Consider the following 17,270-nt stretch of genomic DNA (forward strand, 5'->3'; position numbering starts at 1 on the left):
GTGTCAGCGCGGCAGCCCGCTCGCCCGCCACGCACCTCGGCCGTGGGCCGGGGCCCGACCGGGATAGCTGCGGACGACCCGTCCGGGGGAGGCCCACTCCGACCGAGGCGGACGCGGAGCCGGCGATCCGCCGCCCAGCGCGGAGAAGACCGCGACGATGGCCGCGACCTCCTCGGGCGTGGTCGTCGGCGTGACGATCCGCAGCAGCGGAGTCTCGGCGGACCCGGCCGCCGTCCTGTCCTCGCTCACAGCGGGATGTTCCCGTGCTTCTTCGGCGGCAGCGTCTCCCGCTTCGTGCGCAGCAGTCGCAGCGACCGGATCACCTCGATCCGGGTCTCGTGCGGCATGATCACCGCGTCGATGTACCCGCGCTCGGCGGCGATGTAGGGGTTGGCGAGCGTCGTCTCGTACTCGTCGATCAGCTCGGCGCGCTTCGCCTCCACGTCGCCGCCCGCCTTCTCCACCTCGGCGAGGGTGCGTCGGTGGATGATGTTGGCCGCGCCCTGGGAGCCCATGACCGCGATCTGCGCGGTCGGCCAGGCGACGTTGATGTCCGCCCCGAGGTGCTTGGAGCCCATCACGTCGTACGCGCCGCCGTAGGCCTTGCGGGTGATGATCGTGACCAGCGGGACGGTGGCCTCGGCGTAGGCGTAGATCAGCTTCGCGCCCCGACGGATGATGCCGGTCCACTCCTGGTCGGTGCCCGGCAGGAACCCCGGCACGTCGACGAAGGTCAGCACCGGGATGTTGAACGCGTCGCAGGTGCGCACGAACCGCGCCGCCTTCTCCGAGGCGTCGATGTCCAGCGTCCCGGCGAACTGCATCGGCTGGTTGGCCACGACGCCCACCGAGCGACCCTCCACGCGGCCGTAGCCGACGATGATGTTGGGGGCGAAGAGCGGCTGGACCTCGAGGAACTCCGCGTCGTCGAGCACGGAGGTGATCACGTCGTGCATGTCGTAGGGCTGGTTGGGGCTGTCGGGGATCAGCACGTCGAGGGCGCGGTCCGCCTCGGTGATCTCCATCTCGACCGACTCGTCGAAGACCGGAGCCTCGTCGAGGTTGTTCTGCGGGAGGTAGGACAGCAGCGCCTTGACGTACTCGATCGCGTCCTCCTCGTCGGCGGCCATGTAGTGCGCGTTGCCGGACTTGGTGTTGTGGGTCCGGGCGCCGCCGAGCTCCTCCATGGTGACGTCCTCGCCGGTGACGGTCTTGATGACGTCTGGGCCGGTGATGAACATCGCCGAGGTCTGGTCGACCATGATCGTGAAGTCGGTGACCGCGGGGGAGTAGACGTGGCCGCCCGCGCAGTTGCCCATGATCATGCTGATCTGCGGGATCACGCCGGAGGCGTGCACGTTGCGGCGGAAGATCTCTCCGTACAGGCCGAGTGAGACCACGCCCTCCTGGATGCGGGCGCCGGCACCTTCGTTGATGCCGATGATCGGGCAGCCCGACTTGATCGCCAGGTCCATGACCTTGGTGATCTTCTCGCCGTACACCTCGCCCAGCGAACCGCCGAAGACGGTGAAGTCCTGCGAGAACACGCAGACCTGGCGGCCGTCGATGGTGCCGTAGCCGGTGATCACGCCGTCGCCGTAGGGGCGGTTCTTCTCCAGGCCGAAGGCGGTCGAGCGGTGCCGGGCGAGCTCGTCGAGCTCCACGAACGAGCCCTCGTCGAACAGCATCTCGATCCGCTCGCGGGCGGTCTGGCGGCCCTTGGCGTGCTGCTTCTCCACGGCGGCGGCGGAGCCCGCGTGCACCGCCTCATCCAGCCGACGCTCCAGGTCGGCGAGCTTGCCCGCCGTGGTGTGGATGTCCAGCTCGGTCTGGTCTGCCTGCGCGCTGCTGTCTGCCTGGGCGGTCACGATGGCCTCCTCGAATCTGTTCGACGCACCCGGGGTTTCCTCAGGGCGTCTGCTGCGCAAGGGTAGTGCCCGTGACCGCCGGCCCGACCAAGCACCCTGCCCGTGGACCTCTCGACCCCGCCCGCCTTTCGGAGGCCTTCGCCCTCGCCCCCGAGCTGAGCCTGGAGCTGCTCGAGGAGGCGCCGTCGACCAACCAGGTGGCCGCCGAGCGCGCGAAGGCGGGGGCTCCGGAGGGGCTGGTCGTGGTGGCCGACCACCAGGTCGCCGGCCGCGGCAGGCTCAACCGCGCCTGGGAGACGCCGACCGGCACCGCGGTGACCTTCTCACTGGTCCTGCGACCCTCGGTCCCGGCGACGTCCTGGCCGTGGCTTCCGCTCCTGGTCGGCCACAACGTCGCCAAGGCGCTCACCGCGCTCGGCTACGGCGCCCGGGTGAAGTGGCCCAACGACGTACTGCTCGAGGGGGACCTCAAGGTCGCCGGCATCCTCGTGGAGAGGGTGGAGACGCCCACCGGCCCGGCAGCGATCGTCGGGGTGGGGATCAATGTGGCCATGACCGCCGAGGAGCTGCCCGTCCCGACCGCGACCAGCCTCGCGGCCGCCGGCCCGGGAACCCCCGACCGCCATACCGTCCTGCTGGCGGCTGTCGCCGCCGTCCGGGAGGGGTACGACGTCTGGCAGGCCGGCGGGGAGCAGGGCACCGCGCGACTGGCGGCCTCCTACCGCTCCCAGTGCGCCACCCTGGGACGTGACGTGCGGGTGGATCTGCCTGGCGGCGGCCAGCTGACCGGCCGGGCGGTGGACGTGGACGGCGACGGCCGCCTCGTCGTCGAGACGACCTCGGGCACCGAGCGGGTCGGCGCCGGCGACGTCGTGCACGTCCGGGCGACCTGAGCGGTCGGCCCTTCCGGATCTGCGGATGGGTGGGATGATCAGCCCGTGGCCATCTCGAAGAAGCTGCTCAACCCCGGTGAGCGCCTGATCATCAGCACCCGCCAGCACCCCAAGGCGCTGTTCGTGCCGATCCTGCTGCTGGTGGTCTTCCTCGCGATCGGCGTCGCAGCGCAGGTGATGCTCGAGGACGACGGCGCCCAGCAGGTGTTGACCTACATCGTCTGGGCCCTCGCGATCCTCGGGATCCTGTGGTTCACGGTCCGCCCGTTCTTCGTCTGGCTCACCACGGTCCATGCGTTCACCGACCGGCGACTGATCACCCGCAACGGCATCATCACCCGACGCGGCCACGACATCCCGCTCGCCCGCGTCAGCGACATCTCCATCGAGATCAACCTGATCGACCGCCCGTTCGGCTGCGGCAGCCTGCTCATCGCCGACGCGTCGACCCACGGCCTGGTCCGCCTCAACGACATCCCGCACGTGGAGGCCGCGCAGCGCCAGCTCAACGAGCTGCTGCACGAGCTGCACCGCGGCCCCAGCGCGCCGCGTGCTGACGAAGGTGTCTGAGGGCGGCCCCGAGCGGACCTTCCTCGGGGAGGAACCGCAGCTCACCGCGTCGGACGTCGCGGAGCGAGCGGGAATACCGGTCGAGAAGGCCCGCCGGCTGTGGCGCACCCTCGGGTTCCCCGAGCACGGCGACGCCCGGGCCTACACCGACGCCGACGCCGACGCCCTGCGTCTGATCACCGAGCTCCTGGGTGAGGGCTTCATCGGCTTCGACATCGCGCTCAACGTGGCGCGTGGTGTGGGACTGACGATGGCACGGCTCGCCGACTGGGAGGTGAGCGAGCTGGTGCAGCACGCCGAGCAGGCGTTCGCCGGCCTGGACGAGCCGAAGGAGGAAAACGCGAGCGCGTGGATCGTCGCCCAGTACGGCGCGCAGTTCGAGGAGCTGCTGCTCTACGCCTGGCGCCGCCACCTGGCCGCTGCGGTGGCCCGGATGGACTCGCTGCGGGCCATCGACGCCGACCCGCACACCACGGACCTGACGGTGGGCTTCGCCGACATCGTGGGGTTCACCGCGCTCTCCAACGAGGTCACCCGTGACCGGATCGGCGACCTGGTCGAGATCTTCGAGGCTCGCTGCGGCGATGTGATCTCCCGCCAGCAGGGCCGGCTGATCAAGAGCATGGGCGACGCCGTGCTGTTCGTGAACGACGATCCCATGGCGGCGTTCGCCACCGCCGAGGGGATCATCAACGTCATCGGTCGCGACCCACGGATGCCCGACGTCCGGGTCGGCCTCGCCAGCGGCAGCGTGGTGATGCGCCTGGGCGACGTTTTCGGGCCTCCGGTGAACCTCGCGGCCCGCCTCACCCAGGTGGCCCGGCGCAACCGGATCATCGTCGACCATGCCACCGCGGACCTGCTCCCGGCCGACGAGATCGAGTCCCGCCCGCTGCCTCCGCGACCGGTCCGCGGCTTCGGTGTGGTCGAGCCGGTCGCCGTTCGCCGGCAGTAGCTGGGCAACCCAAGCAAAATTCTTTGCGTTTCACCTCGCGAATCAAGACTCGTCCTTAACTTTGAGAGTGTGATCGAGGTGCAGGACGTGCGGGTCGACCCGACGACCCGACGAACCTGGCGGGGGGACCGCGAGGTGCTGTTGTCGCGCAAGGAGTTCGACCTCGTGCATGCGCTGATCTCCAAGGCCGGCTCCGTCGTCACCCGTGAGGAGCTCATGCGGGACGTCTGGGGCGTGAACTTCTGGACCTCCTCCAAGACCATCGACGTGCACCTGGGATGGGTGCGCCGCAAGCTCGGCGACGACACCCGCCAGCCGCGACTGATCACCACCGTCCGCGGCCAGGGGCTCCGGTTCGAGACGGGCGAGGCGGCCGGCCTCAGCGGCTCCGCTTAGCTCCCCACCTGGGGGTCGATTAGGGTTCGGGCGTGCCATCGACCGACCGAGGACCCGCACCCCGACTCGCCGTCATCGGCGGCGGACAGCTTGCCCGGATGATGGCCCAACCGGCCGTCGCGCTCGGCATCCCGCTCCGCCTGCTGGCGGAGGCCGACGGAGTCTCGGCTGCGCAGGTGATCCCGGATCACCTCGTGGGCGACTACCGCGACCTCGCCACGTTGCAGAAGGTGACCGAGGGCTGCGCGGTCGTCACCTTCGACCACGAGCATGTGCCCACCGAGCACCTGCGCGCCCTCGCCGCCGGTGGAGTGGTGGCGCGCCCGGGGCCGCAGGCGCTCGTGCACGCTCAGGACAAGGTGGTGATGCGTGAGGCGATGGGCCGGATCGGCGCTCCTCAGCCGCGGTGGGCGGTCGTCGCCTCGGCGGCGGATGTGGAGGCCTTCGGCTTCCCGTGCGTCCTCAAGGTGAGCCGGGGCGGGTACGACGGCAAGGGGGTCTGGGTCGTCCGTGCTCCGGAGGACGCGGTCGAGCCGCTCGGCGCGGCGGAGCAGGCCGGCGTCCGGCTGCTCGCCGAGGAGCTGGTCGACTTCCGACGGGAGCTCTCCGCCGTCATCGCGCGGTCGCCCAGCGGGCAGGCGGCTGCCTACCCGGTGGTCGCGACGCTCCAGGTGGACGGCGTCTGCCGCGAGGTCGTCGCTCCGGCGCCCGAGCTCGCACCGTCTTTGGCGTCCTCGGCCCAGCAGCTGGCGCTGACGATCGCCGGCGAGCTGGGGGTGTCCGGCATCCTCGCCGTGGAGCTGTTCGAGACCGTCGACGCCGAGGGCCAGCCGCGGGTGCTGGTCAACGAGCTCGCGATGCGACCGCACAACACCGGGCACTGGACCCAGGACGGTGCGGTCACCAGCCAGTTCGAGAACCACCTCCGCGCGGTCCTCGACCTGCCGCTCGGATCCCCCGAGCCCCGCGCGCGCTGGACGGTGATGGTCAACATCCTCGGCGGCGACGACCCGACCGTCGGCCGGCTCTATGACGGCTATCCGCACGTCCTCGCCCGGGATCCCCGGCTGAGGGTGCACCTCTACGGCAAGGAGTTGCGGCCGGGTCGCAAGGTGGGCCACGTCAACGTGTACGGCGACGACCTCGACGACTGCCTCGAGCGCGCGCGACACGCCGCAGCGTGGTTCCGAGGCGACCTGGGGAACCACTCCGAGTGATGCCCGCTCCCGCGCGCACCACTACGCTGCGGGCCATGACTGCGCGCGTGGGCATCGTGATGGGCTCGGACTCCGACTGGCCGGTGATGCGGGCCGCGGCCGAGGCGCTCGAGGAGTTCGACATCAGCTACGAGGCCGACGTGGTCTCTGCGCACCGGATGCCCGAGGCGATGCTGCGCTACGGCAAGGATGCCGCCGGACGCGGGCTGTCGGTCATCATCGCGGGCGCGGGCGGTGCCGCCCACCTGCCGGGCATGCTCGCGTCGGTCACGCCGCTGCCGGTGATCGGCGTCCCGGTGCCGCTGAAGTACCTCGACGGCATGGACTCGCTGCTCTCGATCGTGCAGATGCCCGCCGGGGTGCCGGTCGCGACGGTCGCGATCGGCGGCGCTCGCAACGCCGGTCTGCTCGCCGTCCGCATCCTGGCGGCGACCGACACCACGCTCCAGCAGAGCATGACCGCCTTCCAGCGAGACCTCCAGGCGAGCGCCGAGGCGAAGGGTGCCGCGGTCCGCGGCGACAACGGCCGGCCACCGATCGTCGAGTAGCACAGTGCGCGGGTGATGCTCAGCCGGCTGGTGCGTCCCGGGCGTCTCGTCGGCATCGACGTGGCGCGTGCGATCGCGCTGGTCGGGATGATCGCGACCCACGTCCTCGACGGTCGAACGGCGACGGGTGAGCTCACCTTCGTCCAGGAGCTGGCAGGTGGCCGGGCTTCGGCGCTGTTCGCGGTGCTCGCCGGGGTGAGCCTCGCGCTGCTCAGCGGCGGCACCGAGCCGTTCCGTGACAGGGAGCCCGCCCGCACCGTGCTGGGACTGGCCGCGCGTGCCGTCCTGATCGCCCTGATCGGCCTCGCGCTGGGCGAGCTCGAGACCGGGCTGGCGATCATCCTCGCCTACTACGGCGTCCTGTTCCTGCTGGGCCTGCCGTTCCTCGCGCTACGTGCTCGGTCGCTCGCGCTGCTGGCCGCCGGATGGGTGGTGGCGGCGCCCGCGGTCTCCCACCTCGTCCGGCCGGAACTTCCCCCGCGCAGCTACGACAGCCCCGACTTCGAGCGGCTCGCCGAGCCCGGACGGCTGCTCGCGGACCTGCTCCTGACCGGCTACTACCCGGCCGTGCCATGGCTCGGCTACCTGCTCGCCGGGATCGCGCTGGGGAGGATCGACCTGCGTGGGTGGCGGGTCCCGCTCGGGCTGGCCGCGTCGGGTGCCGGGCTGGCGATCCTCGCCACGACGGCGTCGCGGATGCTCACCGCCAGCGTGGAGGTCCGGCAGAGCATCCACCCCTTCGCACCGCTCAGCCACGACGAGCTGCTGAAGGTCCTGGGCGAGAGCCAGCACGGTGCCACGCCGACCGGCGGGCCGTGGCAGTGGCTGCTCGTGGTCTCGCCGCACTCGGCGACTCCGTTCGACCTGGCGCAGGGGATCGGGAGTGCGCTCGTCGTCATCGGCCTGGCGCTGGCGATCGCCGACGTCCTTCCGTCGCCGGGAACGACGGCACTCGCAGTGGCGGGCGGGGCGGGAGCGATGACCCTGACCCTCTACTCGCTGCACGCGGTGATGAAGACCCCGACCGTCTGGCCAACGGAGCAGCCCGACACGTTCGTGTGGCACCTGGTGGTCGTACTCGGGATCGGAGCAGGGTTCGCCGTGAGTGGGCAGCGAGGTCCGCTGGAGGCCCTGGTCGGCTGGCCGGGCAGGGCGCTGCGACGATCTACCGCCGACTCCACTCGATAGCGGGGCAGGCGTCCATCACCATGTCCACGCCCGCGGCCCGGGTGCGCTCGAAGGCGTCCTCGTCGATGACGCCGAGCTGGAACCACACCGCCTTCGCGCCGACCGCCACCGCCTCGTCGGCGAACTGCCCGGCCGCGTCCGAGCGGCGGAACACATTGACCACGTCGATCGGGAACGGCACGTCCGCCAGCGTGGGGTAGCCCTGCTCACCGAGCACGGTGGGTGCGTCGGGATGGATCGGCACGATCCGCTTGCCTCGGTGCTGGAGAAGCGCTGCGATCCGATAGGCGGTCCGGCTGCGGTTGTTCGAGAGACCGACCACGGCCCAGGTCTGCAGGTCGTCGAGCATCGTCGCGACAGCAGTCGGCTCCTGCCAGCGGTCGGCGGTGTCGTCAGGGTTGATGGCCATGCCCGCGTCAACGCACGCGTTCGTAGGATCCTTCCTGTGAACAGCGACTTCCCGTACTACGGGCTCTCGGATGAGCATCAGGCGGTCCGCGAGGCCGTCCGCGCGATCTGCGCGGCGAAGGTCGCGCCGTTCGCTGCCGCGGTCGACGAGGCGTCGCGGTTCCCGCGGGAGGCGGAGGAGGCGTTGCGTGCGGCGGACTTCCACGCTCCGCACGTGCCGGAGGCGTACGGCGGCGCCGGTGCGGACGCGCTGGCGACGGTGATCGTGATCGAGGAGATCGCACGGGTCGACGTGTCGGCGTCGCTGATCCCGGTGGTGAACAAGCTGGGCTCCCTGCCGGTGCAGCTGGGTGGCTCGGAGCCGCTGAAGCAGAAGTATCTGGGCCGGCTGGCGGCGGGTGAGGGCGGTTTCTCCTACGGCCTGTCCGAGCCGGACGCCGGTTCGGATGCGGCCGACCAGAAGACCCGCGCGGTGCGCGACGGTGACGACTGGGTCCTCAGCGGCACCAAGCGCTGGGTCACCAACGCGGGGGAGTCGGAGTACTACACGGTGCTGGCGGTGACGGACCCGGCGCAGGGGTCCCGGGGGATGTCGGCGTTCGTGGTGGAGAGGTCCGACGAGGGCGTCTCGTTCGGTGCCGCGGAGAAGAAGCTCGGCATCAAGGGCTCCCCGACCCGGGAGGTCCACCTGGACGACGTCCGGATCCCCGGCGACCGGCTCATCGGGGAGGAGGGCAAGGGTTTCGAGTACGCGATGAGGACCCTCGACCACACCCGGATCACCATCGCCGCGCAGGCCGTGGGTGTCGCCCAGGGGGCGCTCGACTACGCGCTGGAGTATGCGAAGGAGCGTCAGCAGTTCGGCAGAGCGATCGCGGAGTTCCAGGGTCTGCAGTACCTGCTGGCCGAGATGGGCATGAAGGTGGAGGCAGCGCGGCAGCTGACCTATGCGGCCGCCGGACGCTCCGAGCGCGGCGACTCCGACCTCACCTTCTTCGGCGCCGCCGCGAAGTGCTTCGCCTCGGATGTGGCGATGGAGGTCACCACGAACGCGGTGCAGGTGCTGGGTGGTTACGGCTACACCCGCGACTACCCCGTCGAGCGGATGATGCGCGACGCCAAGCTCACCCAGATCTACGAGGGCACGAACCAGGTGCAGCGGATCGTGATGGCCCGCGAGCTCCTGGCCGGGGTGCAGAGCGACCTCTGAGGCCCCGCCTCGTCGGTGGCCGCGAAGTTTTCTCGGCCGACGTGGATCAGGACGTGCCCCCGGCTGCACCAGTCGTGCATGAGGATCCTGCATGTCACTGAGTCCTGGGGCGGCGGCACGGCGTCGTCGCTCCTCGCGATGGTGGACGCGACCCCCGACCTCGAGCACCACCTGCTGGCCGCCGCGCGTTCGGACTCCGCGCCGAGCGCGGAGGCGGCGGCCCGGTTCGCGACCGCCACGAGCCTCTCCACCAATCCCGTCGCGGCGGTGGTGCGGCTGAACGAGCGCGTTCGCGAGCTGCGGCCCGACGTGGTCCACGCGCACTCCTCCGTCGCCGGCACACTCGTGCGCGCCGCGCGCTCGGGACCGGCGAAGGTGGCTTTCACGCCGCACGGCTTCGCCTTCGACCGACGGGACGTGTCCTCCCTCGGCCGTGCAGCCTTCAGGGCTGTGGAGCGTGCGCTGGTCCGCCGGACCGACCTGGTCGCGGCGGTCTCGCCGCACGAGGTCGCGGCGGCCTCGGCCCTCGGGCACACCGCGGTGGCGTACGTGCCGAACCGCGCGACGCTCCCGACCGCGCTGCGCGCGTCGTACGCGGACCGCCCGCGCGTCGTCACCATCGGCAGGGTCACCGCGGCAAAGGACTGGCGCTACCTGATCCACCTCAAGCGGTACGCCGAGCGTCAGCTCGGGCTCGATGCAATGTGGACGTGGCTCGGCGGTGGCGACGAGGAGGGCGAGCGAGCCCTGTTGGCCGCAGGGGTCGAGGTCACCGGCTGGCTCGAGCACGACGAGACGCTCGCTCGCGCCGCGGCCGCACAGCTGTACGTCCACACCGCGGCATGGGAGTCCGCACCGATGAGCATCCTGGAGGCTGCGGCCCTCGGGGTGCCGCTCGTGCTGCGAGCGATCCCCCAGCTGCGCGCACTCGACCTGCCCGGGCTGGGACAGGACGTGCCCGAGCTGGCCACTCGCCTGCGCATGTTGCAGCGGTCCCGCACGGACTGGATGCGAGCGCAGGCGGACTCCGACGAGCTGAGCCGCCGCCACTCCCGCGAGGCTCAGGGGCGCAGCCTGACCGCCGCGTACCGCGGGCTCGTGGGTGAGGGACCGCTCGCGCCGACGATGACCTGGAGCGCCTGATGCGGATCACGACTCGGACCGCGGCGACGGTCGCCCGCCCTGCGGCGGCCCTGATCACCGGCGTCAACCGCTCGGTCGGAATGACGCCGCACGGCCTGACGCTCGCCGGCTGGCATCGGCTCGGCCCGGTCGGGAAGGACGGCCTCACGACCAGCTTCGACGACTTCCGCGGCCACCTCGACGTGCTGGAGGAGTGGGGGGCCAACATCCTCCCCCTGAACGATGCGGTCGCCCGCCTCGAGGCCGGCACGCTTCCGGACCGCGCCGTCGCGCTCACCTTCGACGACGGTTACGCGAGCGTGGCCGAGCACGCCTGGCCCGAGCTGAAGAAGCGGGGGATGCCGGCAACCCTCTTCGCGGTGAGCGGCTACCTCGATCCGAGCAAGACGTTCCCGTGGGACCGGCACCGCGACGATCGGGAGACAGTGCGGCTGATGGACCCGCGCGCCCTGTGCGACGTGGCCGACGACGGCCTCGACATCGGCTCCCACACGGTCAGCCACCGCTGGCTGCGGCACCTGGCGCCGGCGGAGGTGGCGGCCGAGCTCGTCATCTCCCGGGAGGAGCTGGAGGGCCTGCTGCAGCGGCCGGTCCTGTCGTTCGCCTATCCCATGGGGGGATGGACGCGGCGGATCAGGGACCAGGTCGACCGCGCCGGGTACCGGATCGCCATCACCGTCGACCGCGCGCGCAACCGACGCGGCCAGCACCCGCTGTCCCTGCGGCGGTGGTTCGCGTTCGACCGTGCGAGCGACTTCCGGATGCAGCTCGACGGAGGCTTCAGCTGGCTCCGGCCCGTGGAGACGTTCAAGCGCCGCAACGGGCCCGGGTTCTGAGGGTCGTACCCTGCACCGGTGCAGACTCCGTCGCGGCGCAGCCTCCTTCGGGCGGGCCTGGCCCCACTACCCAACCCGGTCCGCCTGGTCGCCGGCGCGACCGGGCGGACGTACCCGGTCACCGGCAAGCGGATCCTCCTCACCGGCGCCTCGTCCGGAGTGGGGCGTGCGTCCGCGCGGCTCCTGGCCGCCGAGGGTGCGACGGTGCTCACCGTCGCGCGCCGGGTCGACGAGCTCGCCGCGCTCGACGCGGAGATCGCCGCCGCCGGCGGGATGTCGTACTCCTTCCCCTGCGACCTGACCGACAGCGGGGCCATCGACGACCTCAGCCACGAAGTCCTGGACCGCTTCGGCGGCGTCGACGTGCTGGTCAACAACGCGGGCCACTCGATCCGGCGCTCGGTGTCCGACACGGTCGCACGGCCGCACGACCACGAACGACTGATGGCGCTCAACTACCACGCCCCGGTGCGGCTGACCCTCAACCTCCTCACGACGCTGCGTGAGAACCGTGGTCAGGTGGTCAACTCCTCGACCTGGGGAGTGCCCGGGCGCCTGATGCCGATGTTCAGCGCCTACTACGCCTCGAAGTCCGCGCTGGCGGCCTTCGGTCGCTGCCTTCAGGCGGAGGAGCGGCGCAACGGCATCGTCGTCACGTCCCTGCACTTCCCGCTGATGAGGACACCGATGATCGCTCCCACCGAGGGATACGGCGCCCGCGCGGCCCTGGAGCCCGAGCAGGCCGCGCGGTGGATGCTCGAGGCGGTGCGACACCGGCCCGGCGAGCTGATGCCTGCCTACGCGAGCCTGCTCGAGGCTGTCGGGGTGGTGTCCCCGCGGCTCGCGGAACGACTGGTCACCGCGGCGCGGCCGTGACGAAGGGATTTATCTTCAAGAACCTAGTAACGTCTCCTCGCTGGTCTCGTTGGCCAGTCAGATGGTCCCGGGAGGGATCGTCCTGTGTTCCCCCCAAATAACGCCTAGGGAGGCGCTGTGCGTCGTACGCTGACCGCACTTGCCCTGGTTGTAGCGATGCTCGGCTGGGCACCTCAGGCCCAGGCCGACGACTACACGCCGGAGCCGGTTCCGACCGAGTGCACCGTCGAGGTGCCGACCTCGGCTGTCGGCAGGAACGTGGTCCTCGAGGCCAGCGTCTCGGCCAACAGCAACACGCCGATCACGGGCACCGTCCGCCTCAGCATCGCCAGGGGCTCCTCCGATCGCGAGGTGTGGTCGACGACCCGTAGGTACAACGGCTCGCGGGTCCGCGTCGAGGGCCCGACCCTGCCTCGCGGCAACTACACCGCCACCTCGCAGTTCACCTCGGACCGTGAGGTCCACGGCGACTGCGCTGGGAGCGCCCGGTTCCAGGTCCGCTCCAAGTCCAAGGGCGGCGAGGTCGCCGGCGAGACCGAGGGTGCCGGTGGTTCCAATGGTTCCGGCGGCTCCGGCGGGTCCGTCGGCGGGGTTGCGACCGGGCTGCCGAACACCGGCGGTCCGCACCTGCTGGTCCTGCTCGTGGGTCTCGGGCTGGTCGCCGCCGGTGGCGGGATCCTGACCCGAACCCGCCGAACCGCGCTCGCCTAGCGGTGGACCGGACCGCACCCGAGGAATCGCAGGTCGAGCCGACCCGAGTGCGACGGCGCCGTACCCGCCCAGGTGGGAGCACGGCCAAGCCAGCCCGCTCGGGACGGAGGCGGATCTCGCTCTGGCTCGGCTGCGGGCTGATCGCGGCCGGGCTCGCCGTCCTGGGGTGGGTCGCGTGGCAGTTCTGGGGGACGAACTGGCAGGCGCACCAGCGCCACGACCAGGTGACCACGGCCCTCGCGGACGGCTGGGGCGACGGCCAGGACGTCGTTCGCACCGACTTCGGCAACGCGACGGCGATCCTTCACGTGCCCCGGTTCGGCAAGGACTACGCCGTGCCGGTGCTGGAGGGCTCCACGGACGATGTCCTCGCCGCCGGCGTGGGACACATGGAGGACACCGCCGAGGCGGGGGCGAAGGGCAACTACGTGCTGGCGGGCCACCGGGTCACCCATGGTGAGCCCTTCGCCGACCTGCCCCAGCTCAGGCCCGGAGACAAGGTCCACGTCGAGACCCGGGACGCGACCTACACCTACGTCCTCGACACCGGCGGCGAGGACCTGATCATCCCGTTCACCGAGACCTGGGTGCTCGATCCGTCGCCGGTCAACCCGCGCGACGGAGGCACCCAGCCGCCCGGAGACGCGGGAAGCCACCTGATCACGCTGCTCACCTGCTCAGAGATCTTCCACACCGACGACAGGTCCGTGATCTTCGGCCACCTGCTGAAGACGACTCCAGCGAAACACTGAGACCCCTGGAGGTCCGCATGCCCTCACTGCGCTGTCCCTGCGACGTCACCCTGCGTGGGGAGACCGACGACGAGCTGGTCGAGAAGGTGCAGGAGCACCTCGCGGCCGAGCATCCCGGACGGGAGTACTCCCGCGAGGAGATCCTGTTCATGGCCATCTGACCTCACCCGCGCGGCTCGTGTTTGCCGGTCCATCCCGGCGCAGAGGGCGCGGGTCAGTCGGCCAGGCCGGTGGCGGTGCACATCTTCGTGGTGATCTCGTCGGTCTTGTCGGCGATCACCTTGCTGAACAGCTGCTCGGAGCGCTGGCCGTCCCAGTTGGCGTCGCCCCCGGCCAGCGGCACGGTGCAGGACTTCCCGACATCGGTCATCGCCAGCGCCCACCGGGAGGCGTCGACCGGGCCGGTGCCCTCGCCGAACTTGAAGAAGTCGGGCACCGCTGCGTTGAGCTGCCACCAGCGGACGGGGTTGATCACCGACCACGGTGAGAGCACCTTCTCGCCGACGGCCGCGACCACCTCGCGCTGTTGCTGCACGCGCGCCAGGTCCGAGAGCGGGTCGTGTTTGCGGGCGCGTGAGTACGCCAGGGCGGTCACCCCGTCGACCTCCTGGCACCCCTTCTTGATGTTGAGTCCGGAGTCGCGGTCGCGGATCCGCCGCTTCGGGCAGACCTCGATGCCCCCGACCGCGTCCACGACGCCGACCAGGCCGCCGAAGCCGATCTCGACGTAGTGGTCGATCCGCACGCCCGTGGCCTGCTCGAGGGTCTGCACCAGCAGCGGCGTGCCGCCCTTGGCGTAGGCGGAGTTCACCTTGCTGACCCCGAAGCCGGGAATCTCCAGCGGCGAGTCACGCGGGATGGAGATGAGCGTGGCCGGTCCGTCGCCGGTGTGGAGCAGCATGATCGTGTCGGTCAGCTCGCTCTCGGCGTCGCCGGTGTGGAGCAGCTTGCGCTCCTCCTTCGTCAGTCCCGCGCGCGAGTCGCTGCCGACGAGCAGATAGGTCGTTCCGGGCTGGTCCGCGGGGCGGTCCCCGTCCGGCTCGAAGTCGACCTTCTCGACCTTGCTCCACGCGAACAGGGGAACGGCGACGAGGAAGACCAGCCAGAGCGCCACCAGGCCGACGACGAGCTTCAGCCAGGTGCCGGGGCGTCTCCACCTGCTGGGCGTCGTCGACCACGAGGGCGCGGGCCGACCGCCTTGCGGCGGCTCCGGGGTGGCGCCGTACTGCTGCGCCGGCGGGAGTCGCTCGGGACGCTGCGAGGCGGGCGTGCCAATGGCCGGCTGGCCCGCTCGGGGCTGCACCGGGATCCTGCGGGTCGGCTCCGGGTCCTTGCGCGAGCCCTGCTCGCCCGAGCCCTGCTCGCCCGAGCCCTGCTCGCCCGAGCCCTGCCCGTAGATCCAGTCGAACCCCCGGTCCCTGTCGTCCCCGTCGCCGTGGTCGCCGCGCCCTGCCATGTGCATGACGCTACCGTCAGCCCGTGAGCGAAATCCTCGAGGCGCGCACGCCCGCCTACTCTCGGATCGAGCTGGCGACCGTCACCTCGCGGGCCCAGGCGAACCTGCTCGGCAACATCCACGGCGGCGAGGTTCTCAAGCTGGCCGACTCCGCGGCGGGTGTCGTCGCCCAGCGGCACAGCGACGGCCCGGCGGTGACGGCGGCCCTGGACGAGATGGCGTTCCTCGAGCCGGTCCGGGTCGGCGACATCGTCCGCACCTTCGCGCAGGTCAACTGGGTCGGCACCTCGTCGATGGAGATCGGGGTCCGGATCGAGTCTCAGCCGTGGGACGCCACCACCGAGTGGCTGCACGTCGGGTCGGCGTACTTCGTGTTCGTCGCGATCGACGGCGCCGGTCACGCGCGCGCCGTCCCGCGGCTCCAGGCCGGTACGCCGGCCGACGAGCGACGGATGCGCGAGGCGGAGATCCGGCGCTCGCACCGGCTGGCCCGGCGCCGGGAGATCGAGGCGGGTCGGGTCACGACCTGACCCGACCGGCGACCTCGGCGATCGCCGCGGCCGCCGCGTCGACCGCCGCCGGTCGCGGGGGAGCGCCGTACGTCGAGAGCTGCACTCGCCGCTGTGCGCCGACCCGGCGTCGTACGACGTCGCGGTGCTGGTGCGCGCGAAGCGCCAGCCCGGGCAGGACCGTGACCCCGAGCCCGCTGGCGACCAGGGACTGCACGGCCACGTAGTCGTCGCTGGCGAAGGCGATCGTGGGCGTGAAGCCGGCCTCGCGGCACAGGGTGAGCAGCTCGCTGCGGCAGCGTTCGCAGCCGGTGATCCAGCGGGTCTCGGCGTATACGGCGAGGTCCACCGGGGTATGAGCGGGCCCCTCGCCGTCCCGGGTGACCAGGTACAGCGGGTCGCCGAACACCGGCACGGAGGTGATCTGCTCGGGTTCGGGCTGGTCGGGATAGGCGAAGGTGAGGGCCAGGTCGATGCTTCCGGCGCGCAACATCTCGAACGCCTCCGGCGGCTCCGCCTCGGTCAGGTCGAGAGCGATGCCGGGGTGGCGCGCGGCGAGGAGCGCGAGCGCGTCCGGGACCAGGGTCGCCGCGCCGGAGGGGAAGGCCGCCAACCGAACCCTGCCCGACTGCAGGCTGGTCGCGGCACGGAGCTCGTCCTCCGCCCGCGCGAGCAGGCCGAGCACCTCCTCGCCCCGTCGGGCCAGTCGCTCGCCCTCCGCCGTCAGGCGCAGGCCGCGGCCGACGCGCTGCAGCAGGACCGCGCCGGTCTCCGCCTCGAGACGACGCAGGTGGTGGGAGATGGTCGGCTGGCCGTAGTGCAGCTGGGCCGCGGCCGCCGACACGGTCCCGGTCCGGTGCAGGGCGACCAGCGCCTCGAGGCGACGGAGGTCGATCATGGGACCCACTATAGATCGACAGCGTCGATGGAACTATGCGAGAAGAACTATTGGACCGATGGGTCCTCCCGGGGCGACGATAGGCATATGTCCGCTGCGGCCGCGACCACCGTCGAGCTCACCTACGACGACGTCGTGCGTGCCGCGGAGGTGGTGGCGCGGGAGCTGCCCGTCACTCCGCTCCAGTCACACCCGCTCCTGGATCGCGCGGTCCGCGACGTCGTACTCGTCAAGCACGAGGGGGTGCTGCCCACCGGGTCCTTCAAGGTCCGTGGTGGCGTCCACCTCGCCGCCACCCTCTCCGAGTCCGAGCGGGCGCACGGTCTGGTCACCTGCTCCACGGGCAACCACGCCCAGTCCGTGGCGTACGGCGCCCGGCTGGCCGGCGTCCGTGCGACGGTCGTGATGCCAGCCAGCGCGCCGGAGGTCAAGCGTGAGGCGGTGCAGGCGCTGGGGGCCGAGGTGGTGGTCCACGGCGCGTCGCTGGGAGACGCCGCGGTACACGCACGTGCGCTCGCCGCGGACACCGGCGGCTCGTTCATCTGCCCTACCGACCCACGCATCGTGCACGGCCACGCGACCGCCTACCTCGAGCTGTTCCGCCAGGCACCGGAGCTCGCGGCCGTGTACGTCCCGATCGGCAGCGGTACGGGTGCCGCGGGCGCGTGCCTGGTGCGCGACGTGCTCGCACCCGGCTGCCAGGTGATCGGGGTGCAGGCGGAGGCCGCCCCCGCGGGCTGGCGGTCGTGGCGCAGCGGCACGATCGAGACCGCGCCGTCGGCCACGCGGGCGTCGGGGCTGGCGACGACCACCGGCTACGAGCTGACCCAACGGGT

General features: G+C 71.4%; 21 protein-coding genes. 16 read left to right on the plus strand and 5 right to left on the minus strand.

What is annotated here, in order from left to right; genetic code table 11:
* Window positions 1-3: 3 nt before the first annotated feature.
* On the minus strand, window positions 4-249 hold the full coding sequence (locus E7Z54_RS13140) for an acyl-CoA carboxylase subunit epsilon (protein ID WP_136434390.1): 246 nt from the start codon (window positions 247-249) through the stop codon (window positions 4-6).
* A complete protein-coding gene (locus tag E7Z54_RS13145; RefSeq protein WP_136434392.1) occupies window positions 246-1,868 on the minus strand; it encodes an acyl-CoA carboxylase subunit beta in 1,623 nt (540 codons plus the stop codon). The genes E7Z54_RS13140 and E7Z54_RS13145 overlap by 4 nt, the downstream gene beginning before the upstream one ends.
* A 71-nt stretch (window positions 1,869-1,939) precedes the next feature.
* Here E7Z54_RS13145 and E7Z54_RS13150 point away from each other — a divergent pair, with 71 nt between their 5' ends.
* The 7 genes from E7Z54_RS13150 to E7Z54_RS13180 all read left to right on the plus strand — a co-directional run bounded on the left by E7Z54_RS13150 (window position 1,940) and on the right by E7Z54_RS13180 (window position 7,635).
* A complete protein-coding gene (locus E7Z54_RS13150; protein WP_136434394.1) occupies window positions 1,940-2,761 on the plus strand; it encodes a biotin--[acetyl-CoA-carboxylase] ligase in 822 nt (273 codons plus the stop codon).
* Window positions 2,762-2,806: 45 nt separating this feature from the next.
* Complete coding sequence (locus tag E7Z54_RS13155; RefSeq protein ID WP_136434396.1) at window positions 2,807-3,331, plus strand: PH domain-containing protein; 525 nt, start codon at window positions 2,807-2,809, stop codon at window positions 3,329-3,331.
* The gene (locus E7Z54_RS13160; RefSeq protein WP_136434398.1) at window positions 3,324-4,286 is read left to right on the plus strand and encodes an adenylate/guanylate cyclase domain-containing protein; all 963 of its coding nucleotides are present in this window, start codon (window positions 3,324-3,326) and stop codon (window positions 4,284-4,286) included. The genes E7Z54_RS13155 and E7Z54_RS13160 overlap by 8 nt, the downstream gene beginning before the upstream one ends.
* 69 nt (window positions 4,287-4,355) lie before the next feature.
* Window positions 4,356-4,682 carry a winged helix-turn-helix domain-containing protein gene (locus E7Z54_RS13165; protein ID WP_136434400.1) on the plus strand — a complete coding sequence of 109 codons (327 nt, stop codon included), beginning with the start codon at window positions 4,356-4,358 and terminating at the stop codon, window positions 4,680-4,682.
* Between the two features lie 32 nt (window positions 4,683-4,714).
* Window positions 4,715-5,899: a 5-(carboxyamino)imidazole ribonucleotide synthase gene (locus tag E7Z54_RS13170; protein ID WP_378526920.1), complete on the plus strand. Its 1,185-nt coding sequence runs from the start codon at window positions 4,715-4,717 to the stop codon at window positions 5,897-5,899.
* Window positions 5,899-6,447, plus strand: a complete 549-nt coding sequence (purE, locus tag E7Z54_RS13175; protein ID WP_378526921.1) for a 5-(carboxyamino)imidazole ribonucleotide mutase — start codon at window positions 5,899-5,901, stop codon at window positions 6,445-6,447. The genes E7Z54_RS13170 and purE overlap by 1 nt, the downstream gene beginning before the upstream one ends.
* Window positions 6,448-6,462: 15 nt before the next feature.
* Window positions 6,463-7,635, plus strand: coding sequence for a heparan-alpha-glucosaminide N-acetyltransferase domain-containing protein (locus E7Z54_RS13180; protein WP_240769668.1), 1,173 nt, complete (start codon window positions 6,463-6,465; stop codon window positions 7,633-7,635).
* On the opposite strand, the gene E7Z54_RS13185 is transcribed toward E7Z54_RS13180, so the two are convergent.
* The gene (locus E7Z54_RS13185; RefSeq protein WP_136434406.1) at window positions 7,613-8,044 is read right to left on the minus strand and encodes a CoA-binding protein; all 432 of its coding nucleotides are present in this window, start codon (window positions 8,042-8,044) and stop codon (window positions 7,613-7,615) included. The genes E7Z54_RS13180 and E7Z54_RS13185 overlap by 23 nt on opposite strands.
* A gap of 36 nt (window positions 8,045-8,080) precedes the next feature.
* On the opposite strand from E7Z54_RS13185, the gene E7Z54_RS13190 reads away from it, so the two are divergent.
* From E7Z54_RS13190 to E7Z54_RS13220, 7 genes are all read left to right on the plus strand, one after another.
* The gene (locus E7Z54_RS13190) at window positions 8,081-9,253 is read left to right on the plus strand and encodes an acyl-CoA dehydrogenase family protein (RefSeq protein ID WP_136434408.1); all 1,173 of its coding nucleotides are present in this window, start codon (window positions 8,081-8,083) and stop codon (window positions 9,251-9,253) included.
* Between the two features lie 78 nt (window positions 9,254-9,331).
* On the plus strand, window positions 9,332-10,396 hold the full coding sequence (locus E7Z54_RS13195; RefSeq protein WP_136434409.1) for a glycosyltransferase: 1,065 nt from the start codon (window positions 9,332-9,334) through the stop codon (window positions 10,394-10,396).
* Window positions 10,396-11,232, plus strand: coding sequence for a polysaccharide deacetylase family protein (locus E7Z54_RS13200; RefSeq protein ID WP_136434411.1), 837 nt, complete (start codon window positions 10,396-10,398; stop codon window positions 11,230-11,232). Before E7Z54_RS13195 ends, E7Z54_RS13200 begins: the two co-directional genes overlap by 1 nt.
* 18 nt (window positions 11,233-11,250) lie before the next feature.
* The gene (locus E7Z54_RS13205; RefSeq protein ID WP_136434413.1) at window positions 11,251-12,108 is read left to right on the plus strand and encodes an SDR family NAD(P)-dependent oxidoreductase; all 858 of its coding nucleotides are present in this window, start codon (window positions 11,251-11,253) and stop codon (window positions 12,106-12,108) included.
* A 156-nt stretch (window positions 12,109-12,264) separates the two neighbouring features.
* Window positions 12,265-12,819 carry an LPXTG cell wall anchor domain-containing protein gene (locus tag E7Z54_RS13210; protein ID WP_136434415.1) on the plus strand — a complete coding sequence of 185 codons (555 nt, stop codon included), beginning with the start codon at window positions 12,265-12,267 and terminating at the stop codon, window positions 12,817-12,819.
* A gap of 2 nt (window positions 12,820-12,821) precedes the next feature.
* Window positions 12,822-13,571, plus strand: coding sequence for a class E sortase (locus tag E7Z54_RS13215; RefSeq protein ID WP_240769667.1), 750 nt, complete (start codon window positions 12,822-12,824; stop codon window positions 13,569-13,571).
* A 17-nt stretch (window positions 13,572-13,588) separates the two neighbouring features.
* Window positions 13,589-13,732: a DUF1059 domain-containing protein gene (locus tag E7Z54_RS13220; RefSeq protein ID WP_136434417.1), complete on the plus strand. Its 144-nt coding sequence runs from the start codon at window positions 13,589-13,591 to the stop codon at window positions 13,730-13,732.
* Between the two features lie 53 nt (window positions 13,733-13,785).
* On the opposite strand, the gene E7Z54_RS13225 is transcribed toward E7Z54_RS13220, so the two are convergent.
* A complete protein-coding gene (locus tag E7Z54_RS13225) occupies window positions 13,786-15,027 on the minus strand; it encodes an LCP family protein (RefSeq protein WP_136434419.1) in 1,242 nt (413 codons plus the stop codon).
* A gap of 23 nt (window positions 15,028-15,050) precedes the next feature.
* Here E7Z54_RS13225 and E7Z54_RS13230 point away from each other — a divergent pair, with 23 nt between their 5' ends.
* Window positions 15,051-15,557 (plus strand): acyl-CoA thioesterase, encoded by a 507-nt coding sequence (locus E7Z54_RS13230; RefSeq protein ID WP_136434421.1) that lies wholly within the window; start codon window positions 15,051-15,053, stop codon window positions 15,555-15,557.
* Here E7Z54_RS13230 and E7Z54_RS13235 read toward each other — a convergent pair.
* Window positions 15,547-16,434: a LysR family transcriptional regulator gene (locus tag E7Z54_RS13235; RefSeq protein ID WP_136434423.1), complete on the minus strand. Its 888-nt coding sequence runs from the start codon at window positions 16,432-16,434 to the stop codon at window positions 15,547-15,549. The genes E7Z54_RS13230 and E7Z54_RS13235 overlap by 11 nt on opposite strands.
* Window positions 16,435-16,521: 87 nt before the next feature.
* Between E7Z54_RS13235 and E7Z54_RS13240 the strand changes: the two genes are divergently transcribed.
* On the plus strand, window positions 16,522-17,270 hold a 749-nt coding region (locus E7Z54_RS13240), incomplete at its 3' end, for a threonine ammonia-lyase (protein ID WP_168798317.1).

The organism is Nocardioides sp. (assembly GCF_004803405.1).
GTDB lineage: Bacteria > Actinomycetota > Actinomycetes > Propionibacteriales > Nocardioidaceae > Nocardioides > Nocardioides vastitatis.